Below are 18501 nucleotides of genomic sequence, written 5' to 3'. Positions count from 1 at the left end.
CGCGTATGCGTTATTTCGGCATCGGTTTTCTCGTTTTCATCCTGCTGGAAATCTTCTCCCTCATCCAAGCCGCATCGCGCATCGGCGCATTCGGCACACTCGCCCTCATCATCCTCAGCGCAATGGCCGGATTGTTTATGCTGCGCCGCTTCGGCCTCTCCGGCATATTGCTTGCAGGGGCGGCCGTGCGCAGCGGCGGACAGGTTTCCGCCTACCAGCTCCTGTGGCCGGTACGCTACGCCGTGGCCGCCCTGCTCCTCATCAGCCCGGGTTTCTTCTCCACCCTGCTGGCCGTTTTACTGATGCTGCCGCTCAAAGGCGGCCGCGCAAGCCAAACAGTACACGGCGGCGCGGCGCAGTTTGGCGGTTTCGCACAGGCACGTCCAAATGGAGACGACGACATTATTGAGGGCGACTTCCGCACGGTAGACGGCAGCAGACCGTCTGAAAAACCGGCAAACCGTTTTATCGAAGACCGCAGCAAAGATTAGCGGCAAAGGCCGTCTGAAAAACAAATTTCAGACGGCCTGCTTTAATTTTCCAGCCGCCGCCCATATCTGCGGCGGCGTTTTCCACAAAACACACAAAACACCCGATCATGAGCAATCAAGACTACTACCAGACACTCGGCGTATCCCGCAGCGCAAACGACGACGAAATCAAAAAAGCCTACCGCAAACTGGCAATGAAATACCATCCCGACCGCAACCCCGGCAACAAAGAAGCCGAAGAAAAATTCAAAGACGTGCAAAAAGCCTACGACACGCTCTCCGACAAAGAAAAACGCGCCATGTACGACCAATACGGCCATGCCGCCTTCGAACAGGGGGCAGGCGGATTCGGCGGCGGATTCGGCGGAGCGCAAGGTTTCGATTTCAGCGACATATTCAGCCAAATGTTCGGCGGGGGCGGCGGGGCGCGCCAGCAAAGCTATCAGGGCGCGGATTTGCAGTATGCCGTGGAAATCACCCTCGAAGAAGCCGCCAAAGGCACCCGGCAACGCCTCAACATCCCCACTTACGAAGAATGCGGCGTATGCCACGGCAGCGGCGCAAAGCCCGGCACCTCCGCCTCCACCTGCTCCACCTGCCACGGCTCGGGCACCGTCCACATCCGCCAGGCCATCTTCCAAATGCAGCAAACCTGCCCGTCCTGCCACGGCAGCGGCAAAGAAATCCGCGATCCCTGCATCAAATGCCGTGGCGAAGGCCGTGTCAAAACAGCCAAAACCGTGGAAGTGAACATTCCGGCCGGCATCGACGACGGCCAGCGCATCCGCCTCTCAGGCGAAGGCGAGCCCGGCCGCAACGGCGCACCCTCGGGCGATCTGTACGTCGTCGTCCATGTCAAAGCGCACAAAATCTTCGAACGCAACGGCTTGGATCTGCACTGCGAACTTCCCGTCAGCTTTACCACCGCCGCACTCGGCGGTGAAGTGGAAGTCCCTACGCTCGAAGGCAAAGTCAAACTCACCATCCCGAAAGAAACGCAGACCGGCCGCAGAATGCGCGTCAAAGGCAAGGGCATCAAATCCCTGCGTTCCAGCGCGACAGGCGATCTCTACTGCCACGTTCTCGTCGAAACCCCGGTCAATCTTACCGACCGCCAGAAAGAGCTGTTGGAAGAGTTTGAAAAAATCTCCACCGGCCTCGACCGCAGCCAAACTCCGCGCAAAAAATCATTTTGGGACAAAGTTGAAGACAAAGTAAACGACTTGAAAAACGATCTGTTCAATAACTGAACGGAGGCCGTCTGAAAATACGGTTTGACGAACCAATCAAATATAGTGGAACAGAATAAAAATCTACGGCATTGCTGCGCCTTACCGTACCACCCCGCCTAATATCTTTTCTATTTTGTTCCACTATACGTTATGCCCAATAAAAAAATCCGAACGGTAAACCGTTCGGATTTTTTCAAAAGCAGATAATCAGAAATTACTGCACTTTGATTTCCACATCAACGCCTGCCGGCAGATCCAACTTCATCAGCGCGTCAGTAGTTTTGTCCGTCCAATCGACGATGTCCATCAGGCGCAAATGGGTACGGATTTCCAACTGTTCGCGTGAGGTTTTGTTCACGTGCGGAGAACGCAAAATATTGAAACGCTCGATTTTGGTCGGCAGCGGAATCGGGCCTTTGACAACGGCACCGGTACGTTTGGCGGTTTCGACAATTTCCTGCGCCGAACGATCGATCAGGCTGTAATCGTAGGCTTTCAGACGGATACGGATTTTTTGGTTTGCCATTGATTCGGTATCCTTTGGTTAAGCGATTACGGCAGAAACCACGCCGGCACCCACAGTACGGCCGCCTTCGCGAATGGCGAAACGCAGACCATCTTCCATGGCGATCGGAGCAATCAGTTCTACGGTAATGGTTACGTTCTCACCGGGCATCACCATTTCCACTCCGTCTTCCAAAGTTACCGCACCGGTTACGTCAGTCGTACGGAAGTAGAACTGGGGACGGTAGTTGGCGAAGAACGGTGTATGGCGGCCGCCTTCTTCTTTGCTCAGTACGTATACCTCGGCTTTGAATTTGGTGTGCGGGGTAATGGTGCCGGGTTTGGCCAAAACCTGACCGCGTTCCACTTCTTCGCGTTTGGTACCGCGCAGCAGTACGCCGACGTTGTCGCCTGCCTGGCCTTCGTCCAGCAGTTTGCGGAACATTTCGACACCGGTACAGGTAGTTTTTTGGGTTTCTTTCAAACCGACGATTTCAATCTCGTCGCCTACGTGGATGATACCGCGCTCTACGCGTCCGGTTACCACGGTACCGCGGCCGGAAATGGAGAATACGTCTTCAATCGGCAGCAGGAAGGGTTTGTCTACGGCACGCTCGGGCGTGGGGATGTAGCTGTCCAAAGCATCAGCCAAAGCGAAGATGGCGGTTTCGCCGATGTCGGAAGTGTCGCCTTCGAGTGCTTTAAGGGCGGAACCTTTAATAATCGGTACGTCGTCGCCCGGGAATTCGTAGCTGTTCAGCAGGTCGCGGATTTCCATCTCAACCAACTCAAGCAGCTCTTCGTCGTCCACCATGTCGCATTTGTTCATGAATACGATAATGTAGGGTACACCTACCTGACGGGCAAGCAGGATGTGTTCGCGGGTTTGGGGCATGGGGCCGTCGGCTGCGGAACACACCAAAATCGCACCGTCCATCTGGGCGGCACCGGTAATCATGTTTTTAACGTAGTCGGCGTGTCCCGGGCAGTCTACGTGTGCGTAGTGGCGGCCTTCGGTTTCGTATTCGACGTGCGAAGTGTTGATGGTAATGCCGCGCGCTTTTTCTTCGGGGGCATTGTCGATTTGGTCGTAGGCTTTTGCGGCACCGCCGAATTTCTTAGCCAAAATAGTAGTCAGTGCAGCAGTAAGGGTGGTCTTACCATGGTCTACGTGACCGATGGTGCCGACGTTTACGTGCGGTTTGCTGCGTTCGAATTTTTCCTTAGCCATGAGCTAATTCCTTTACAAATTTAAAGATCATTAAAAAGAACAAATAGGCCGTCTGAAAATTATATTCCAGCGTTTTCAGACGGCCTGACGGATACCGAATTTAGCCTTTGCGGGCTTCGGTTACGGCAGCAGCCACATGTGCGGGTGCTTCCGAATACTTTTTAAACTCCATCGAATAGGTGGCGCGGCCTTGTGTGGCAGAACGCAGATCGGTGGAATAACCGAACATTTCCGCCAACGGCACTTCGGCACGAACCTTCTTACCGCCGATACCGTCATCATCCATACCCAAAACGATACCGCGACGACGGTTCAAATCGCCCATTACATCACCCATGTAGTCTTCCGGAGTTTCCACTTCAACCGCCATAATCGGCTCAAGCAATACCGGGGAAGCTTTTTTCATACCTTCCTTAAAGGCCATGGATGCTGCCAATTCAAAGGCAATTTGCGAGGAGTCCACATCATGGTAGGAACCGAAAATCAAACGGATGCGTACATCGACAACAGGATAACCGGCAACAATACCGTTGGGCAGTGTATCGCGGATACCTTTATCGCAGGACGGAATAAATTCGCGGGGAATAACACCGCCCTTGATTTCGTCGATAAACTCGTAGCCTGCGCCACCCGGCTCCATCGGCTCCATTTTGATCACAACATGACCATATTGGCCTTTACCGCCGGATTGTTTGACGTGCTTGGCCTCGGATTCGACTTCCTTGCGGATGGTTTCACGATACGCAACCTGAGGCGCACCAATGTTCGCTTCCACGCCGAATTCGCGCTTCATACGGTCAACAATAATTTCCAAGTGCAGTTCGCCCATACCGGAAATAATGGTCTGCCCCGATTCTTCATCGGTACGCACGCGGAAAGACGGATCTTCCTTAGCCAAGCGGTTCAGGGCAATACCCATTTTCTCTTGGTCGGCTTTGGTTTTCGGCTCGACGGCAATATGGATGACCGGCTCGGGGAACTCCATACGTTCCAAAATAATCGGAGCATCTTCGGCACACAGGGTCTCACCGGTCGTAACGTCTTTCAAGCCGATAGCGGCGGCAATATCACCCGCCCGCACTTCTTCGATTTCGGTACGGTCGGCAGCAGTCATCTGCACCAAACGGCCGATACGCTCGCGCGTGCCTTTAACCGAGTTCAAAACGTTGTCGCCGGATTTGACCACGCCCGAATATACGCGGATAAAAGTCAATTGGCCGACATATTTGTCATTCAGCATTTTAAATGCCAATGCCGAAAATTTCTCTTCGTCAGCTGCCTTGCGGCTGTCAGGCTGATCGGTAGACGGATTCACGCCCTGAACAGGAGGAATATCGGTCGGCGCGGGCAACAATTCGACAACAGCATCCAGCATACGCTGTACACCTTTGTTTTTAAATGCAGAACCACACAGCATCGGTTGGATTTCGCCTGAGAGGGTGCGCTGGCGCAAAGCTCCGACGATCTCTTCCTCGGTCAGCTCTTCGCCGCCCAAATACTTATCCATCAGCTCTTCGTTGGCTTCAGCCGCAGCTTCAATCATATTCTGCCGCCACTCTTCGGCGGTTGCCACCAAGTCGGCAGGAATATCGCCGTATTCGAAAGTAACGCCTTTATCGGCCTCATTCCAAATGATGGCTTTCATTTTCAGCAAATCAACCACACCTTCAAACGCATCTTCCGCACCAACCGGAATAACGATAGGCACAGGATTGGCGCGCAGACGGGTTTTCATCTGCTCTACCACGCGGAAAAAGTTTGCTCCCTGGCGATCCATTTTATTAACAAAGGCAATGCGCGGCACTTTGTATTTGTTGGCCTGTCTCCATACGGTTTCAGACTGGGGCTGGACACCGCCGACCGCGCAGTAAACCATTACCGCGCCGTCCAATACGCGCATGGAACGCTCTACTTCCACGGTAAAGTCAACGTGTCCCGGGGTATCGATGATGTTGAAACGGTGTTCGGGAAACTGCTTGGCCATACCCGACCAATAAGAAGTTACGGCAGCAGAAGTAATGGTAATACCACGCTCCTGCTCCTGCTCCATATAGTCCGTTGTAGCCGCGCCGTCATGTACTTCTCCGAGTTTGTGGGTCAAACCGGTGTAGAACAAAATACGTTCGGTAGTAGTGGTTTTACCTGCATCAATATGCGCGGAAATACCGATATTGCGGTACAGGTTAATAGGTGTTTTACGAGCCATTTGTTCAGCCTTTCAAAATTAGAAACGGAAATGGGAGAAGGCTTTGTTGGCTTCGGCCATACGGTGTACTTCTTCACGTTTTTTCATCGCACCGCCACGGCCTTCGGCCGCATCAATCAATTCGCCGGCCAGACGCAGATCCATGGATTTTTCTCCGCGTTTGCGCGCCGCATCGCGAACCCAGCGCATAGCCAGTGCCAAACGGCGGGAGGGGCGTACTTCAACAGGAACTTGGTAGTTCGCACCACCGACACGACGGCTTTTTACTTCCACAACGGGCTTTGCATTGGAAATGGCTTCATTAAACACTTCGATGGCTTCTTTGCCTTGTACTTTTTTGGCAATCTGCTCTAAAGCACCGTAAACAATACGCTCGGCAACGGATTTTTTACCGTCAACCATTAGCACATTCATAAATTTGGTCAGCTCGACGCTACCGAATTTCGGATCGGGTAATACGTCGCGTTTGGGGACTTCTCTACGTCTTGGCATTTTAATTCCTTCAATATCTATTCAGTTGGGGCAACCCCATGAATGCCTATATCAAGCACTCACTTACTCGGCAGCGTCCGTTTTTCAGACGGCCTACCGACGTGCCAGTTAAATAAAATCAGATTACTTGGGGCGTTTGGCACCGTATTTGGAGCGCGCCTGTTTGCGGTCTTTCACGCCGGCGGTATCCAAAGAGCCGCGCACGGTGTGGTAGCGCACACCCGGCAAGTCTTTTACACGGCCGCCGCGAATCAGCACCACACTGTGCTCTTGCAGGTTGTGGCCTTCGCCGCCGATGTATGAAATCACTTCAAAGCCGTTGGTCAGGCGCACTTTGCACACTTTACGCAAGGCTGAGTTCGGTTTTTTCGGAGTTGTGGTGTACACACGGGTGCATACGCCGCGTTTTTGCGGGCAGGCTTCCAGTGCGGGCACTTTGTTTACGTACACGGGCTTTTGACGGCCTTTGCGTACCAATTGGTTGATAGTTGGCATACTTTATTTGTCCTGTTGAAATAAAAATATTTGCCGGCACTCTGCCGACAAGCAGCGGATTATAGTAAAGATTTAAATATACAGTCAAGAAAAGGCTTTTTAAAGCACACACGACCCCGCCCTGTGCCACATTCTGAAAAGCAAAAAGGAACGAATCAAGGTCCGTCTGAAAACTGTTTTCAGACGGCCTGCCGTATGTAAAACAAGGCTTATGATTTATCAAACACTCCGCCTTGCCGGCGCACCACGGCGGGAATCTCCAAATCTTCAAGCACGCGCTGGTCGGAGAAATCGGGACCGGACAAATTGGCGTTGCGCGCTTCCCTGCCCGACATCAACACACCTGCTATATTGGAAAAACCGCCGTCTTCGTCATGCTGCGACGCAGACTCGACACCGTCCCGCACAGACTGATAGCGTCCGCGAACGGACTGGCGGGAATTACTGCCATACTGCGTATGCTGACGGCCCGGTACAGTATTGTGGTTGTTTTCTTTCAATCCGGTAGCAATGATGGTTACCCGGATAGCGTCTTCCGCCATACTTTCGTCTTCTGCCGTGCCGTATTTGCGCTCGGAATCGGGATGGGCGTAATCATCGATTACCCGCATAATTTCCTTATACTCGGACATTTTCAGGCAGCCCGGTGCGGTCGTAATATTGACCAGCACGCCGCGTGCGCCGTCAAGGCTGACATCGTCGAGCAGGGGGCTGGAAATGGCTTGTTCGGTAGCCAGTTTCGCCCTGTCCACTCCCTGAGCCGCACCCGAACCCATCATTGCCATACCGGTAATGCCCATCACGTTTTTCACATCGGCAAAGTCGAGATTGATGAAACCCGGGCGGGTAACGACTTCGGAAATACCGGCAACAGCCGCATGCAGCACATTGTCAGCCGCCTGAAACGCCTCGCGCACGGTTACATCGTCGCCCAGCGCGGTCATAAGTTTGTCGTTCGGAATGACAATCAGCGAATCAACCTGGCTTTTCAGATACTCGATACCCTGCTGGGCGATATGGATGCGCTTACCTTCGTGCTCAAACGGCCGGGTAACGACCGCCACGGTAAGAATACCCATTTCTTTGGCAATTTCCGCTACAACGGGAGAAGCACCCGTACCCGTTCCGCCTCCCATGCCGGTAGTAATAAACAGCATATTTGCGCCGCGAACGGCTTCCGTGATGGCCTCGCGCTCTTCCAAAGCGGCTTCCCGTCCGATTTCGGGATCGGCACCTGCCCCCAAGCCCTTGGTCAGATTGCTGCCCAACTGGATGCGCTTGGGTGCGTTGCTTTTGCCCAGAGCCTGCGCGTCAGTATTGGCACTAATGAACTCGACACCTTGAATAGTGTTTTTAATCATGTTGTTAATGGCGTTGCAACCGCCGCCGCCGATACCGATGACTTTGATGACCGCAGGGCTCGCGGCGGAATCTACTACATCGTAAACCAAATCCATTAAAACTACTCCTTCGCGCCCTGCACAGGACGATATGACTTTGACAAATATTGCGGATTATATAAGAAGCCGCACAATCTTACAAAAAACGTTCCGATACGGAATTATGACTTCGGATTAGAAATTATTGCGCAGCCACTCTTTGATTTTTCCGAAAATACTTTCCCCATGCTCGTGATGAACTGCGGTTGTACCGCTTTCGCCCCCGTTTTCAACATCTCCGCGTGCGGCGTACAGCAAGCCGATAACGGTGGCATTGCGCGGATTGCGGATGCGCTCGGACACGCCGGGCATTTCCGGCGGCACGCCGACACGGGCAGGCAGGCCGAAAATATCTTCGGCCAAATCGACAATTCCTGCCAGCATGGATGCGCCCCCGGTCAGAACGATGCCTGAGGTAAGCATATCTTCGTAAAAGCCGCTGCGGTGCAGTTCGTGCTGCACCAGCTCGAGGATTTCTTCGACGCGCGGCCCGATCACGGTGGACAGGCTGCGGCGGGCGATTTGCCGCGGCTGGCGGTCGCCGACGCTGGGCACTTCCACCATTTCGTCCATATCCTCGCCCGCCAAATCGGCATGTGCCGCGCCGTGGTGGACTTTGATGTATTCGGCGGCACTGTACGGAGTACGCAATGCCTGCGCCAAATCGCTGGTAATCAGGTCGCCTGCTACCGGAATGACGGCGGTATGGCGGATTGCGCCGTTGGTGTACACGGCAATGTCGGTGGTGCCGCCGCCGATGTCGATAACGCACACGCCGAGTTCTTTTTCGTCTTCCGTCAGCACGGCCTGTCCGCTGGCAAGGGGTTGCAACATGATTTGATCCATGTGCAGATTGCAGCGGGTAATGCATTTTTGGATGTTTTGCAGGGCGGTTACCGCACCGGTAATGATATGGACGCGGGTATCGAGACGCACGCCGCTCATGCCGATGGGTTCGCGCACGCCCGGCTGGTTGTCGATGATGTATTCCTGCACGACGGTGTGCAGGATACTGTGGTCGGGCGGGATGTTTACCGCTTTGGCGGTTTCGATGGCGCGGTCGATGTCGGCCTGGGTAACTTCGCCGTCTTTGATTTTGACCACGCCTTGCGAATTCAGGCTGCGGATATGGTTGCCCGCGATGCCGGTGGTAACGCTGCCGACCTTGCAGTCCGCCATCAGTTCGGCTTCGCCTACGGCCTGTTTGATGGCCTGCGCCGTTGCGTCGATGTTGGTTACCATCCCGGCTTTCAGCCCGCGCGACGCCGCTTGGCCGATGCCGATGATGTGGATGCCGTTGTCTTCCTGTACTTCGCCTATCAGGGCGATGACTTTCGATGTGCCGATATCGAGGGCACTGATATAGTGTTTTCTAACCATGATGTTCCAGTCTTGATTTCCAAATCCTAATCGCTTTCAGACGGCATTTCCATGCCGTTGCCGGCCGGCTGTATTCCGTGTTCTTTCAGTCTGACGGCAAAGCCGTCCCTATACCGCATATCGACGTATTCCAGTCTGTCGGCCTGCGGCCGCAGCAGCTTCGGCCACGCTTCGACAAAACGGGCAAGCCTTTCGGTTTCGTTTTCGCGCCCCAAACGGATGCGTATGCCGTTATCCAAAACGATTTCCCAAGCGGAGCGGGGGGTGCGGGACAGCACGGCAACGGCGAGTTTTTGTTTCGCCAGTTCGCGGCGGAAAATGTCCAAATGTTCGGCCATGATTTTGCCCGAACCTTCCTGCCCTTTGAATTCGGGCAGTTCGCCGTCGCCCTCCCATGTTGCGGCGAACGGATTGCCTTCGCTGTCGAGCAGGCGGCCTTCGTCCCAATGCGCCACGGGGATGCGTTCGGTAAGGCTGATGTCTACCGCATCGGGCAGGCGGCGGCGCACTTCGGCTTTGGCAATCCACGGCAGCCTGGCAAATGCGGCCTGTGCGCCGTTCAAATCGGCTCTGAATATATTGCCGCGTATGTACTGCTGCGCCACCTGCTGCAATTGTCCGCTGTCGGAGTAGCGCAGCCGGCCGTTGATATTGACCTGCTTGACGGGAAAATGGGGCGAACGGTAGAGCCATACCGCTGCCGAACAAAGCAGCAGAACCGCGACTGCGGCATACAGCCAGCCCGAAACGCGGCTCAGGGTTTGGGCATTATTCCACATAGGCCGTCTGTAAAATCCTCAGGCAGAGCTCGGCAAAGCCGATGCCGGCCTCTGCCGCTGCTTTGGGCACAAGGCTGTGCGAGGTCATGCCGGGCAGGGTGTTGGCTTCCAACAGGTGGAGGCGGCCGTTTTCGTCTTTCAGAAAATCGATTCTGCCCCAGCCGCGTCCGCCGATGGCGGCGAAAGCGCGTACGGCCAGCGTGCGCATCAGTTTTTCGTCCGCATCCGCAAGATCGGACGGACAAAGATAAACGGTGTCGTCGCGGCCGTATTTTGCTTCTTGGTCGTAAAACTCGGTGGCGGGGATGATGCGCACGGTGGGCAATGCCTCGCCGCCGAGGACGGCGCAGGTATATTCGCCGCCGCCGATGAATTTTTCGGCGATGATTTCGCCTTTGAAGCGTTTGAGACTGCGGTATACCTCTTTCAGACGGCCTGCCTCTTTCACTTTCACTACGCCGACGCTGCTGCCTTCGTTGGCCGGTTTGACGAACAGCGGCAGGCCGAGTTTGCGCTCCACTTCGTCGAAATCGCTGTCTTCGCCCAGCACTTCGTAATCGGGTACGGGCAGGCCGAGGCCTTTCCATAAGAGTTTGCAGCGGTATTTGTCCATGCCGACGGCTGAGGCCAGCACGCCGCAGCCGGTATAGCGGATGCCGAGTGCCTCCAATGCGCCCTGCACCGTGCCGTCTTCGCCGAATATGCCGTGCAGGATATTAAACGCGCAGTCGAAACCCTGCGCCGCCAATTCGCCCAGCGGCGTTTCTTTCGGGTCGAACGCATGGGCATCCACGCCCTTTTCGCGCAAGGCTGCGAGCACCGCACGTCCGCTGTCGAGCGATACTTCACGCTCGCTGGAAAATCCGCCCATCAATACGGCGACTTTGCCGAAGTTCTGCATACTGTATTTCTTTCTTTATTGCTGCCTGTGTTGCTGTTTGAGGCCGTCTGAAAAAGGTTTTGCGGCCGGATTTGCGTTTTCAGACGGCCTCTTGCGCCCGCCGCACCAGTTCGGCGGGTACTTTGTTGATACTGCCCGCGCCCATGTTGAGCAGGATGTCGCCGTCGCGCAGCACGGTGTCCAGCAGCATGGCGGGCAGCTCGTTTACGTCGGCGCAGTAGAGCGGCTCGACTTTGCCGTAGGCACGGACGTTGCGGGCAAGGGCTCGGCTGTCTTCGGCCAGCGGCTCTTCGCCGGCGGCATATACGTCGGTCAGCACCAGCGTGTCCACGGTGTTGAGCACTTTGGCGAAGTCGTCGAACAGGTCGCGGGTGCGGGTGTAGCGGTGCGGCTGGAAAGCCAGCACCAGGCGGCGGTCGGGATATGCGCCGCGTGCGGCGGCGATGGTGGCGGCCATTTCTGTGGGGTGGTGGCCGTAGTCGTCGACAACCAGTGCGCTGCCGCCGTTTTTCAAGGGGATTTCGCCGTAGCTTTGGAAGCGGCGGCCCACTCCGCCGAAGTTTTCCAGCCCCTGCCGCACGGCTTCTGTGCCTGCGCCGCATTCGAGCGCTACACCTATGGCGGCAAGCGCGTTGAGGACGTTGTGGCGGCCGGGCAGGTTGAGGGTTACGGGAAAATCGAGCGGGTCGTGGCCTTTCATGCGCACGCATACGTCAAACCGCATCCGTGCGCCGTCGCTTTCGATGTTTCCGGCGCGGATGTCGGCATCTTCGCCGAAGCCGTAAGTGGCGTAGGGTTTGCTGACTTTGGGCAGGATGGCGCGGACGTGTTCGCTGTCGGCGCACAGAAAGGCTTTGCCGTAAAACGGCATACGGTGGATAAAGTCGATAAAGGCCTGGTGCAGTTTTTCAACGCTGTGGCCGTAGGTTTCCATATGGTCTTCGTCGATGTTGGTAACAACGGACATGACCGGTGTGAGGTGGAGGAAGGATGCGTCGGATTCGTCGGCTTCGGCGACGATATAGCTGCCTTTGCCCAAACGGGCGTTGGTGCCGACGGCGGTGAGTTTGCCGCCGATGACGAAGGTGGGATCGAGGCCGGCGGCGGCGAGTACGGAGGCGGTGAGGCTGGTGGTGGTGGTTTTGCCGTGTGTGCCGGCAACGGCTATGCCGTCTTTGAAACGCATCAGTTCGGCCAGCATCAGGGCGCGGGGGATAACGGGTATCTGCTGCGCATGGGCGGCCAGCACTTCGGGATTGTCCTTTTTGACGGCGGTGGAAATCACGACCACATCCGCGCCGCTGACGTGTTCGGCGGTGTGGCCGGGATAGACGCGCACGCCCAAGCCGGCCAAATGCCGCGTTACCGCGCTCTGTGCCTGGTCGGAGCCGGAAACGGTGTAGCCTTGGTTGTGCAGCACTTCGGCAATGCCGCACATGCCCGAGCCGCCGATGCCGACGAAATGGATGTGTCTGACTCTGTTTTTCATGATGGTGTCCCTATGCTTTTTCAGACGGCCTCTGCGGCGGCGGGAGGCCGTCTGAAAGTGAAGCCGCAAAAAAGGGGCGGATTGTAAAGCCTATGCCGTGCCTGTGTCATGCCGCACGGGGTAAAAAAGGGTTGGGACGGATTGCGGCTCTGCCGCCTGCGTACCGTTCGGACGGCCTGCCGGTGTATCCGTGTGCTTTGAAGCCGTCTGAAAAGCCGCTCCGTGTTTGTTTTCAGACGGCCTCTGCCGCCCTGCCCGCTCCGTTTTGCCGCAAACGGGAAAGGCCGTCTGGAAAACAGGTTTACAAGAGCAGCGGCAGAAGCTGCGGCCAGCCGATTTCTCGGGCGTAGTCGGCGGCGGTTTTGCCGCGTGCGTCGCGCTGCTGCGGCACCGCGCCCATCGCCAGCAGGACGCGCACGCTCTCGGCATTGCCGGCGATGGCGGCGTGGTGCAGCATGGTTTGGCCGTTTTCGTCGGCAGCGGCGGCATCTTCGGGATGTTTGCGCAGATGATCGCGCAGGCCGGACGACATATTGGTGTCGGCGGGGTGCTGATCGAGGTATTCGGGATGCTCTTCCTGACCGATTGCCAGCAGCACGGTTTGGCCGTCGCCGAAATCCAAGCCCCAAGCCCGGTCGTGGGCGGCACGTTCTTCATCGCCCATTTGCCGGCGCAAAGCCTGCACGGTAAAGCCGCCGCAGACTTTTTTGCCGTCGGCCATCAGCCAGTCGGTAATTTCGCGGCAGGGCAGGCCGTTGATTCTTTCTCCGGCCTGTATGTTGGTGAGGATGTTGGGGCTGTTGATCAGGGTGCCGCTGATGTTTTCGCCGTCGAAGGCGAGGTCTTCCAGCCACATATGTTCGGTTTCCACGCTGCCGTCGATTTCCTGCCAAAACGGGGCTTTTACCGCAGCGTGGCTCAGCCCTTTGACAATACGCCGCTGCTCCCAGTAATACTCGCGCCAGAAGTATTTGAAGGTATCCCGCGCCTGCACGGAGGCGCGGTGCATATCTTCGTCGTCTTCGCGGGCGAAGGAAACGGGTTCGGGTTTGCTTTTTTTGCCAAACAGTTTGTCGAAAAAGCCCATTCTCCTACTCCTGTGCCTGTTTGAAAATTGAAAAGGGTTTACGCACCCGCCGCCGCGATTGCCGCTGCGGCTACTTTTTCCGCGCTGTCGGGATTGGCGAGGCGGCGGGCGTTTTGCGCCTGTTGCAGGCATTGTTCCCGCGTGAGGCCGCCGAGGATTTGCGCAAGGCGGGCAACGGTCAGTTCGGGTTGCGGCAGCAGCACGGCGGCACCGGCCTGCGCCATGAAGCGGGCGTTGGCGGTTTGGTGGTCGTCCACGGCGTAGGGATAGGGAACGAGCAGTGCGCCGAGGCCGGCGGCGGCCAGTTCGGCCACGGTAAGTGCGCCGGCGCGGCACACGGCCAAATCGGCCGCGCGGTAGGCGGACACCATGTCGTCGATAAATTCGCAGCACTCGGCCTCCACGCCCGCATTCCGGTAGGCGGCCTGCAAGGCTTCGAGTTTGCCGCGCCCCGACTGGTGCAACACCTGCGGACGGCTTTCCGGCGGCAGGGCGGCAAGGGCGGCGGGAACGGTTTCGTTCAGTATCTGCGCACCGAGGCTGCCGCCGACCACCAGTATTTTCAGACGGCCTGTCCGTTCTGCAAACCGCGTTTCGGGCGCGGGAAGGGCGGCGATGTCCGCGCGGACGGGGTTGCCGACGAGGCCGTCGGGCGCATCAAACGCATCTGGAAAGGCATACAGCACGCGCTTGGCGGTTTTGGCGAGCAGGCGGTTGGACAGGCCGGCAACGGCGTTTTGTTCGTGGATGACGACGGGCACGCCGCAGAGCTTGGCCGCCACGCCGCCGGGAAAGGTTACGAAGCCGCCGAAGCCGATGACGCAGGAAACCTTGTGCTTTTTGATGACGGCACGGGCGGCGCGTACGGTTTGGAGCAGCGTAAAGGGAAGCAGCAGCTTGCGTTTGAGGCCGCTGCCGCGCACGCCTTTGATGGCGAGGGTTTCCAGCGGGATGCCGTGCTGCGGCACGATGCGCTCTTCCATCGACTGCACGCTGCCCAGCCAGACGACGCTGTGGCCGCGCGCTTGGAGCGACTGCGCCACGGCCAGCGCGGGGAAGATGTGGCCGCCGGTGCCGCCGGCCATCAGCAGGAATGTTTTGCCCATTTTTCAAGCCTCTACTTTGTAGCCGCGCATTTTGCGGCGGTTTTCGTAATCTGCCCGCAGCAGCAGCCCCATGCTCACAATCATCACCACCGCCGCCGAGCCGCCGTAGGACACCAGCGGCAGCGGCAGGCCTTTGGTGGGCAGCAGGCCGATGTTCACGCCGATGTGGAAAAAACTCTGCACGCCCAGCCAGATGGCGATGCCGTAGGCGGTGAAGGAGCTGAAAAAAAGCTCCAAATCACGCGCCTGCTTGCCGATGGAAAAAGCGCGCCATACCAGCCAGCCGTAGCAGAACACCAGCATACACAGGCCGAAAAAGCCCCATTCTTCGCTGATCACGGCAAAGATAAAGTCGGTGTGGGCTTCCGATTCGGTCAGATAAAAACGTTTGTCCAGACTGGCACCCAAGCCCGTGCCGAACCATTGCCCGCGTGCGTTGGCGATCAGTGAGTGGGTGAGCTGGTAGCCCGTGCCCAAGGGGTCGTTGAACGGGTTGAGAAAGGCCGAAACACGTGCCATGCGGTAGGGTGCGGCCAGCACGGCCAACACCAGCCCGCATACGCCGGCTCCCACGGCGAAGGAAAACCATTTTTTCGGCAAGTCGGCGAGAAACAGCATACCCAGCGCAATCAGCGTGGTAACCACCATCGCACCCAAATCGGGCTCGCTGAAAATCAGGCCGAGTCCGGCACCGACCAAAATTCCCGGGAAAATCAGGCTTTTGAGCTGCTTGAGCACTTCGGCGCGTCGGTTGAAAAAGGCCGCGAGATAAAGGATGACCGCCAGTTTGTAGGTTTCGCTGGGCTGGTAGTTGAAAAAGCCCAGCCTGATCCAGCGTTTCGCTCCGTTGATTTCTTCGCCGACGGCCAACACCGCCAGCAGCACCAGCGTGTTGCCGATCAGAAGCCACACGGAAGCCTTGCGCCAAAACGACATTTTCACCCAGAAAAGGGCAAAGGCCAGCACACAGCCGAAAGCGGCAAACTGCGCCTGTTTTTCCACCACTTTCCACGGATTGCCGTCGTAGCCCGCCCACACAATCGAAGCGGAATAAACCATCAGCAGGCCGAAAGAGAGCAGCAGCACCAGCATCCACAGCAGCGACTGGTCGAATTTGTCGCCGTTTTTGAGGATTTGGCGGTCGAGTAATTTGGATTCGCTAATCATGTTTTTCGTGTTTCAAACTTTGTTTGCTTGCGGTTTCCGTACGCCGGGCTTTTTCAGACGACCTGTACGGCCGCGCCAGCCAAGCCATCAGGCGCAGAAACAGGGCGGCGGCAAAACCGCACGCGGCGGCGGGGACAACGGCCAGCGGCAGCCATATAAGGGCTTCGTGCGCGTCGAAGCCGGCGGTTTGCGCGGTGTAGAGCAGCCACGGGAAAAACAGGCTTGCCAATGCCGTCCACAGTAAAAACCAATGCAGCCGCAGCGGCAGGCACAGCCACGCGGCCAGCAGGCCGCAAGCCGCGCCGACAAAGAGGAACAGGGGCAGCGTCATCATCATCATTTCCCCCGTGCTTTCAGACGGCCTCTCGGCAGCTTGGAGGCCGTCTGAAAAATGGGTTTGCGTCTTTTGACTGCGTTTTCAGACGGCCTCACAAGGCTGCAAACGCTTCGGCAAACACCGCCGAACGGTGGGCGTAGCCGTCAAACATATCAAAGCTGGCGCAGGCGGGGCTGAGCAGCACGATGTCGCCGCTTTGCGCCCGCGCATAGGCGGCCCGCACGGCCTCTTGCAGCGTTGCGCAGTCGATCAGCTCCACGCCCGCGCCCGACAAATCGCGGCGGATTTGCGGCGCGTCGCGGCCGATGAGCAGCACGGCTTTGGCCTTGCCGCGCAATACGGCGGCCAGCGGCGTAAAGTCCTGCCCTTTGCCCAGTCCGCCGAGTATCGCAAACAGCGGGCTTTGCAGGCCGCCGATGGCGGCGGCGGTCGCGCCGACATTGGTGCCTTTGGAGTCGTCGATAAAAACCACGCCGTTTTTCTCGCCGATTTTTTCCACGCGGTGCGGCAGGCCTTTGAAGGTGCGGACGTGTTGCAACAGCTCTGTGCGCGGCAGTCCCACGGCTTCGCAGAGTGCCACGGCGGCCAGCACGTTGGCGGCGTTGTGCCGTCCCTGCAAGGGAATATCCGCAGCGGCGGCAAGGTCGTCCGCGCCGGCTTTCAGACGGCCTGCCGCGCTATCCAGCCAATAATCGGCTCCGCTTTCGAGCGAAAACCATTTCACCCCGCGCCCCGCCCTTTTCATGGCGCGGCAGAGCGGGTCGTCGGCATTCAGCACCTGCACGCCGCTGCCGCGGAAGATTTTGTCTTTGGTGTGCGCGTAATCGAGCAGGTCGTCGTAGCGGTCGAGATGGTCTTCGGAAATATTCAATACCGCCGCCGCATCCGGACGCAGGCTTTCGGTGTTTTCAAGCTGGAAGCTGGAAAGCTCCAACACCCACACGTCCGCCCGCCGCCCGCCGCGCTGCATTTCGGCCTCTAAAACGGGGGTGCCGATATTGCCCGCAACCACGGTGTCCAGCCCGCATTGGCGGCAGAGGTGTCCGACCAGGCTGGTTACGGTGGTTTTGCCGTTGCTGCCGGTGATGGCGATGACTTTGTCGCCGCGCTCTTCCACGATGCCGGCCAGAATTTCGATGTCGCCCAATACGCGGCCGCCCCGTTGTTTGAACGCGGCGATGTCGGCGCGGCGTTCGCTGATGCCCGGGCTTAAAGCCAAAATATCGAAGCCTTTGTCCAAAGCGTCTTGCAGGGAGCCTGTGTGGCATTCGGTTCCGGCAAACTGCCGTTGCAGCTCCGCCGTGCGCCCGTCGGGGAATTTTTCGTCATAAGCCGCCACGGCCGCGCCCTGCGCGTGCAGGTAGGAAAGCATGGAAAGCCCGCTGCCGCCCATGCCCGCAACTAGGATTTTCTGGTTTTGCCAATTCATTTTCCGCTTCTTTCGTTCGGGGCTTGCAGACGGCACGGGAGGCCGTCTGAAAACTGTGTTACAGCAACAAATCTATTCTTTTTCCCACCGCTGCGCCAGCCGGACAAACGCTTCCGCGTAGCCTGCGTCGCCGGCCCGCCGGGCAGCGGTGTAGTCTGCCAGCATACGGAAATCGGCGAGGACGGCGCGGCGGCGCACGAGGCGGTAGGCGTTTTCTTCCAGCAGCCCGTTTAACACGGCTTCGGCGGCGGTATTGCGCGATTCGACGACGGCACGGATGTGCTCGCGGCCTTTGAGCCAGCTTTGCAGCGTTTGCTGTGCCGCAGGGTCGTCCGCCACCGTATAGCTTGCGACCAGGCCGTCCGCGCCGCGCGTCAGCGTGATGCCCTCTGCCTGTCCGTGCTGCGCGAAAAAGCGGCCGATGTCGGCATAAAGGGCGAAATCGCGCTGCGGGTCGGCGGAATTTTCAACCAGCCATTGCCGGCCGGCGTAAAGGTGGGGGTCGGCGTTTTCGGTTTCGATAAAGCGCAGGGTGAAGTTGTCGAAGGTCTGCCGCGCGGAATGGCGGGTGTTTTGGTAGCCGGTAACGGCAACGATGGCGGCGATGCCGACGGAAATCACGGCGGTCAGATCGGCAAGGGCAAGGGTTTCGGTAAGCTGCATAGCGGGCTTTCAGACGGCCTTAACGTGCTTTGGCGGGTTGGCGGGGAAGGCGTTGCGCTTTTTCAGACGGCCT

The 18501-nt window shown here is 57.6% G+C and carries 18 protein-coding genes; 2 read left to right on the top strand and 16 right to left on the bottom strand.

Features of this window, described 5'->3' with window-relative positions:
- The first annotated feature begins 5 nt into the window (after positions 1 to 5).
- Both DYE40_RS05155 and dnaJ read left to right on the top strand, forming a co-directional pair.
- A complete protein-coding gene (locus DYE40_RS05155; protein ID WP_115308026.1) occupies positions 6 to 491 on the top strand; it encodes an FxsA family protein in 486 nt (161 codons plus the stop codon).
- A gap of 107 nt (positions 492 to 598) precedes the next feature.
- Positions 599 to 1741: a molecular chaperone DnaJ gene (gene dnaJ / locus DYE40_RS05150; protein ID WP_115308025.1), complete on the top strand. Its 1143-nt coding sequence runs from the start codon at positions 599 to 601 to the stop codon at positions 1739 to 1741.
- 196 nt (positions 1742 to 1937) lie between these two features.
- Here dnaJ and rpsJ read toward each other — a convergent pair whose 3' ends face one another.
- From rpsJ to DYE40_RS05070, 16 genes are all read right to left on the bottom strand, one after another.
- Positions 1938 to 2249, bottom strand: coding sequence for a 30S ribosomal protein S10 (gene rpsJ / locus DYE40_RS05145; protein WP_002642322.1), 312 nt, complete (start codon positions 2247 to 2249; stop codon positions 1938 to 1940).
- An 18-nt stretch (positions 2250 to 2267) separates the two neighbouring features.
- Positions 2268 to 3458 (bottom strand): elongation factor Tu, encoded by a 1191-nt coding sequence (gene tuf / locus DYE40_RS05140; protein WP_115308024.1) that lies wholly within the window; start codon positions 3456 to 3458, stop codon positions 2268 to 2270.
- Positions 3459 to 3558: 100 nt separating this feature from the next.
- Positions 3559 to 5664 carry an elongation factor G gene (fusA, locus tag DYE40_RS05135; RefSeq protein ID WP_115308023.1) on the bottom strand — a complete coding sequence of 702 codons (2106 nt, stop codon included), beginning with the start codon at positions 5662 to 5664 and terminating at the stop codon, positions 3559 to 3561.
- Between the two features lie 18 nt (positions 5665 to 5682).
- On the bottom strand, positions 5683 to 6156 hold the full coding sequence (gene rpsG, locus DYE40_RS05130) for a 30S ribosomal protein S7 (RefSeq protein WP_115308022.1): 474 nt from the start codon (positions 6154 to 6156) through the stop codon (positions 5683 to 5685).
- A gap of 123 nt (positions 6157 to 6279) precedes the next feature.
- Entirely contained in the window at positions 6280 to 6651 is a 372-nt protein-coding gene (rpsL, locus tag DYE40_RS05125) for a 30S ribosomal protein S12 (RefSeq protein WP_002218431.1), read from the bottom strand.
- 209 nt (positions 6652 to 6860) lie between these two features.
- Entirely contained in the window at positions 6861 to 8108 is a 1248-nt protein-coding gene (gene ftsZ, locus DYE40_RS05120; RefSeq protein ID WP_115308021.1) for a cell division protein FtsZ, read from the bottom strand.
- A 117-nt stretch (positions 8109 to 8225) separates the two neighbouring features.
- The gene (gene ftsA / locus DYE40_RS05115; protein ID WP_115308020.1) at positions 8226 to 9470 is read right to left on the bottom strand and encodes a cell division protein FtsA; all 1245 of its coding nucleotides are present in this window, start codon (positions 9468 to 9470) and stop codon (positions 8226 to 8228) included.
- A gap of 26 nt (positions 9471 to 9496) precedes the next feature.
- Positions 9497 to 10249: a cell division protein FtsQ/DivIB gene (locus DYE40_RS05110; protein WP_115308019.1), complete on the bottom strand. Its 753-nt coding sequence runs from the start codon at positions 10247 to 10249 to the stop codon at positions 9497 to 9499.
- Entirely contained in the window at positions 10239 to 11150 is a 912-nt protein-coding gene (locus tag DYE40_RS05105) for a D-alanine--D-alanine ligase (RefSeq protein ID WP_115308018.1), read from the bottom strand. Before DYE40_RS05105 ends, DYE40_RS05110 begins: the two co-directional genes overlap by 11 nt.
- 79 nt (positions 11151 to 11229) lie before the next feature.
- Positions 11230 to 12642: a UDP-N-acetylmuramate--L-alanine ligase gene (gene murC / locus DYE40_RS05100; protein WP_115308297.1), complete on the bottom strand. Its 1413-nt coding sequence runs from the start codon at positions 12640 to 12642 to the stop codon at positions 11230 to 11232.
- Positions 12643 to 12940: 298 nt separating this feature from the next.
- Positions 12941 to 13726: a DUF2314 domain-containing protein gene (locus DYE40_RS05095; protein WP_172461216.1), complete on the bottom strand. Its 786-nt coding sequence runs from the start codon at positions 13724 to 13726 to the stop codon at positions 12941 to 12943.
- Positions 13727 to 13764: 38 nt separating this feature from the next.
- Positions 13765 to 14832, bottom strand: coding sequence for an undecaprenyldiphospho-muramoylpentapeptide beta-N-acetylglucosaminyltransferase (gene murG, locus DYE40_RS05090; protein WP_115308017.1), 1068 nt, complete (start codon positions 14830 to 14832; stop codon positions 13765 to 13767).
- Positions 14833 to 14835: 3 nt separating this feature from the next.
- On the bottom strand, positions 14836 to 15999 hold the full coding sequence (gene ftsW / locus DYE40_RS05085) for a putative lipid II flippase FtsW (RefSeq protein WP_115308016.1): 1164 nt from the start codon (positions 15997 to 15999) through the stop codon (positions 14836 to 14838).
- Positions 15992 to 16339: a hypothetical protein gene (locus DYE40_RS05080; protein ID WP_115308015.1), complete on the bottom strand. Its 348-nt coding sequence runs from the start codon at positions 16337 to 16339 to the stop codon at positions 15992 to 15994. Before DYE40_RS05080 ends, ftsW begins: the two co-directional genes overlap by 8 nt.
- A gap of 88 nt (positions 16340 to 16427) precedes the next feature.
- Positions 16428 to 17765 (bottom strand): UDP-N-acetylmuramoyl-L-alanine--D-glutamate ligase, encoded by a 1338-nt coding sequence (murD, locus tag DYE40_RS05075; RefSeq protein WP_115308014.1) that lies wholly within the window; start codon positions 17763 to 17765, stop codon positions 16428 to 16430.
- Positions 17766 to 17837: 72 nt separating this feature from the next.
- Complete coding sequence (locus tag DYE40_RS05070; RefSeq protein ID WP_115308013.1) at positions 17838 to 18428, bottom strand: DUF4760 domain-containing protein; 591 nt, start codon at positions 18426 to 18428, stop codon at positions 17838 to 17840.
- Between the last annotated feature and the right edge of the window lie 73 nt (positions 18429 to 18501).

Origin of the sequence: Kingella potus (genome assembly GCF_900451175.1) — a bacterium.
GTDB classification, from domain to species: domain Bacteria; phylum Pseudomonadota; class Gammaproteobacteria; order Burkholderiales; family Neisseriaceae; genus Neisseria; species Neisseria potus.
Note: the sequence above shows the minus strand (reverse complement) of the source record. Positions and strands in the feature narration are given on the sequence as shown.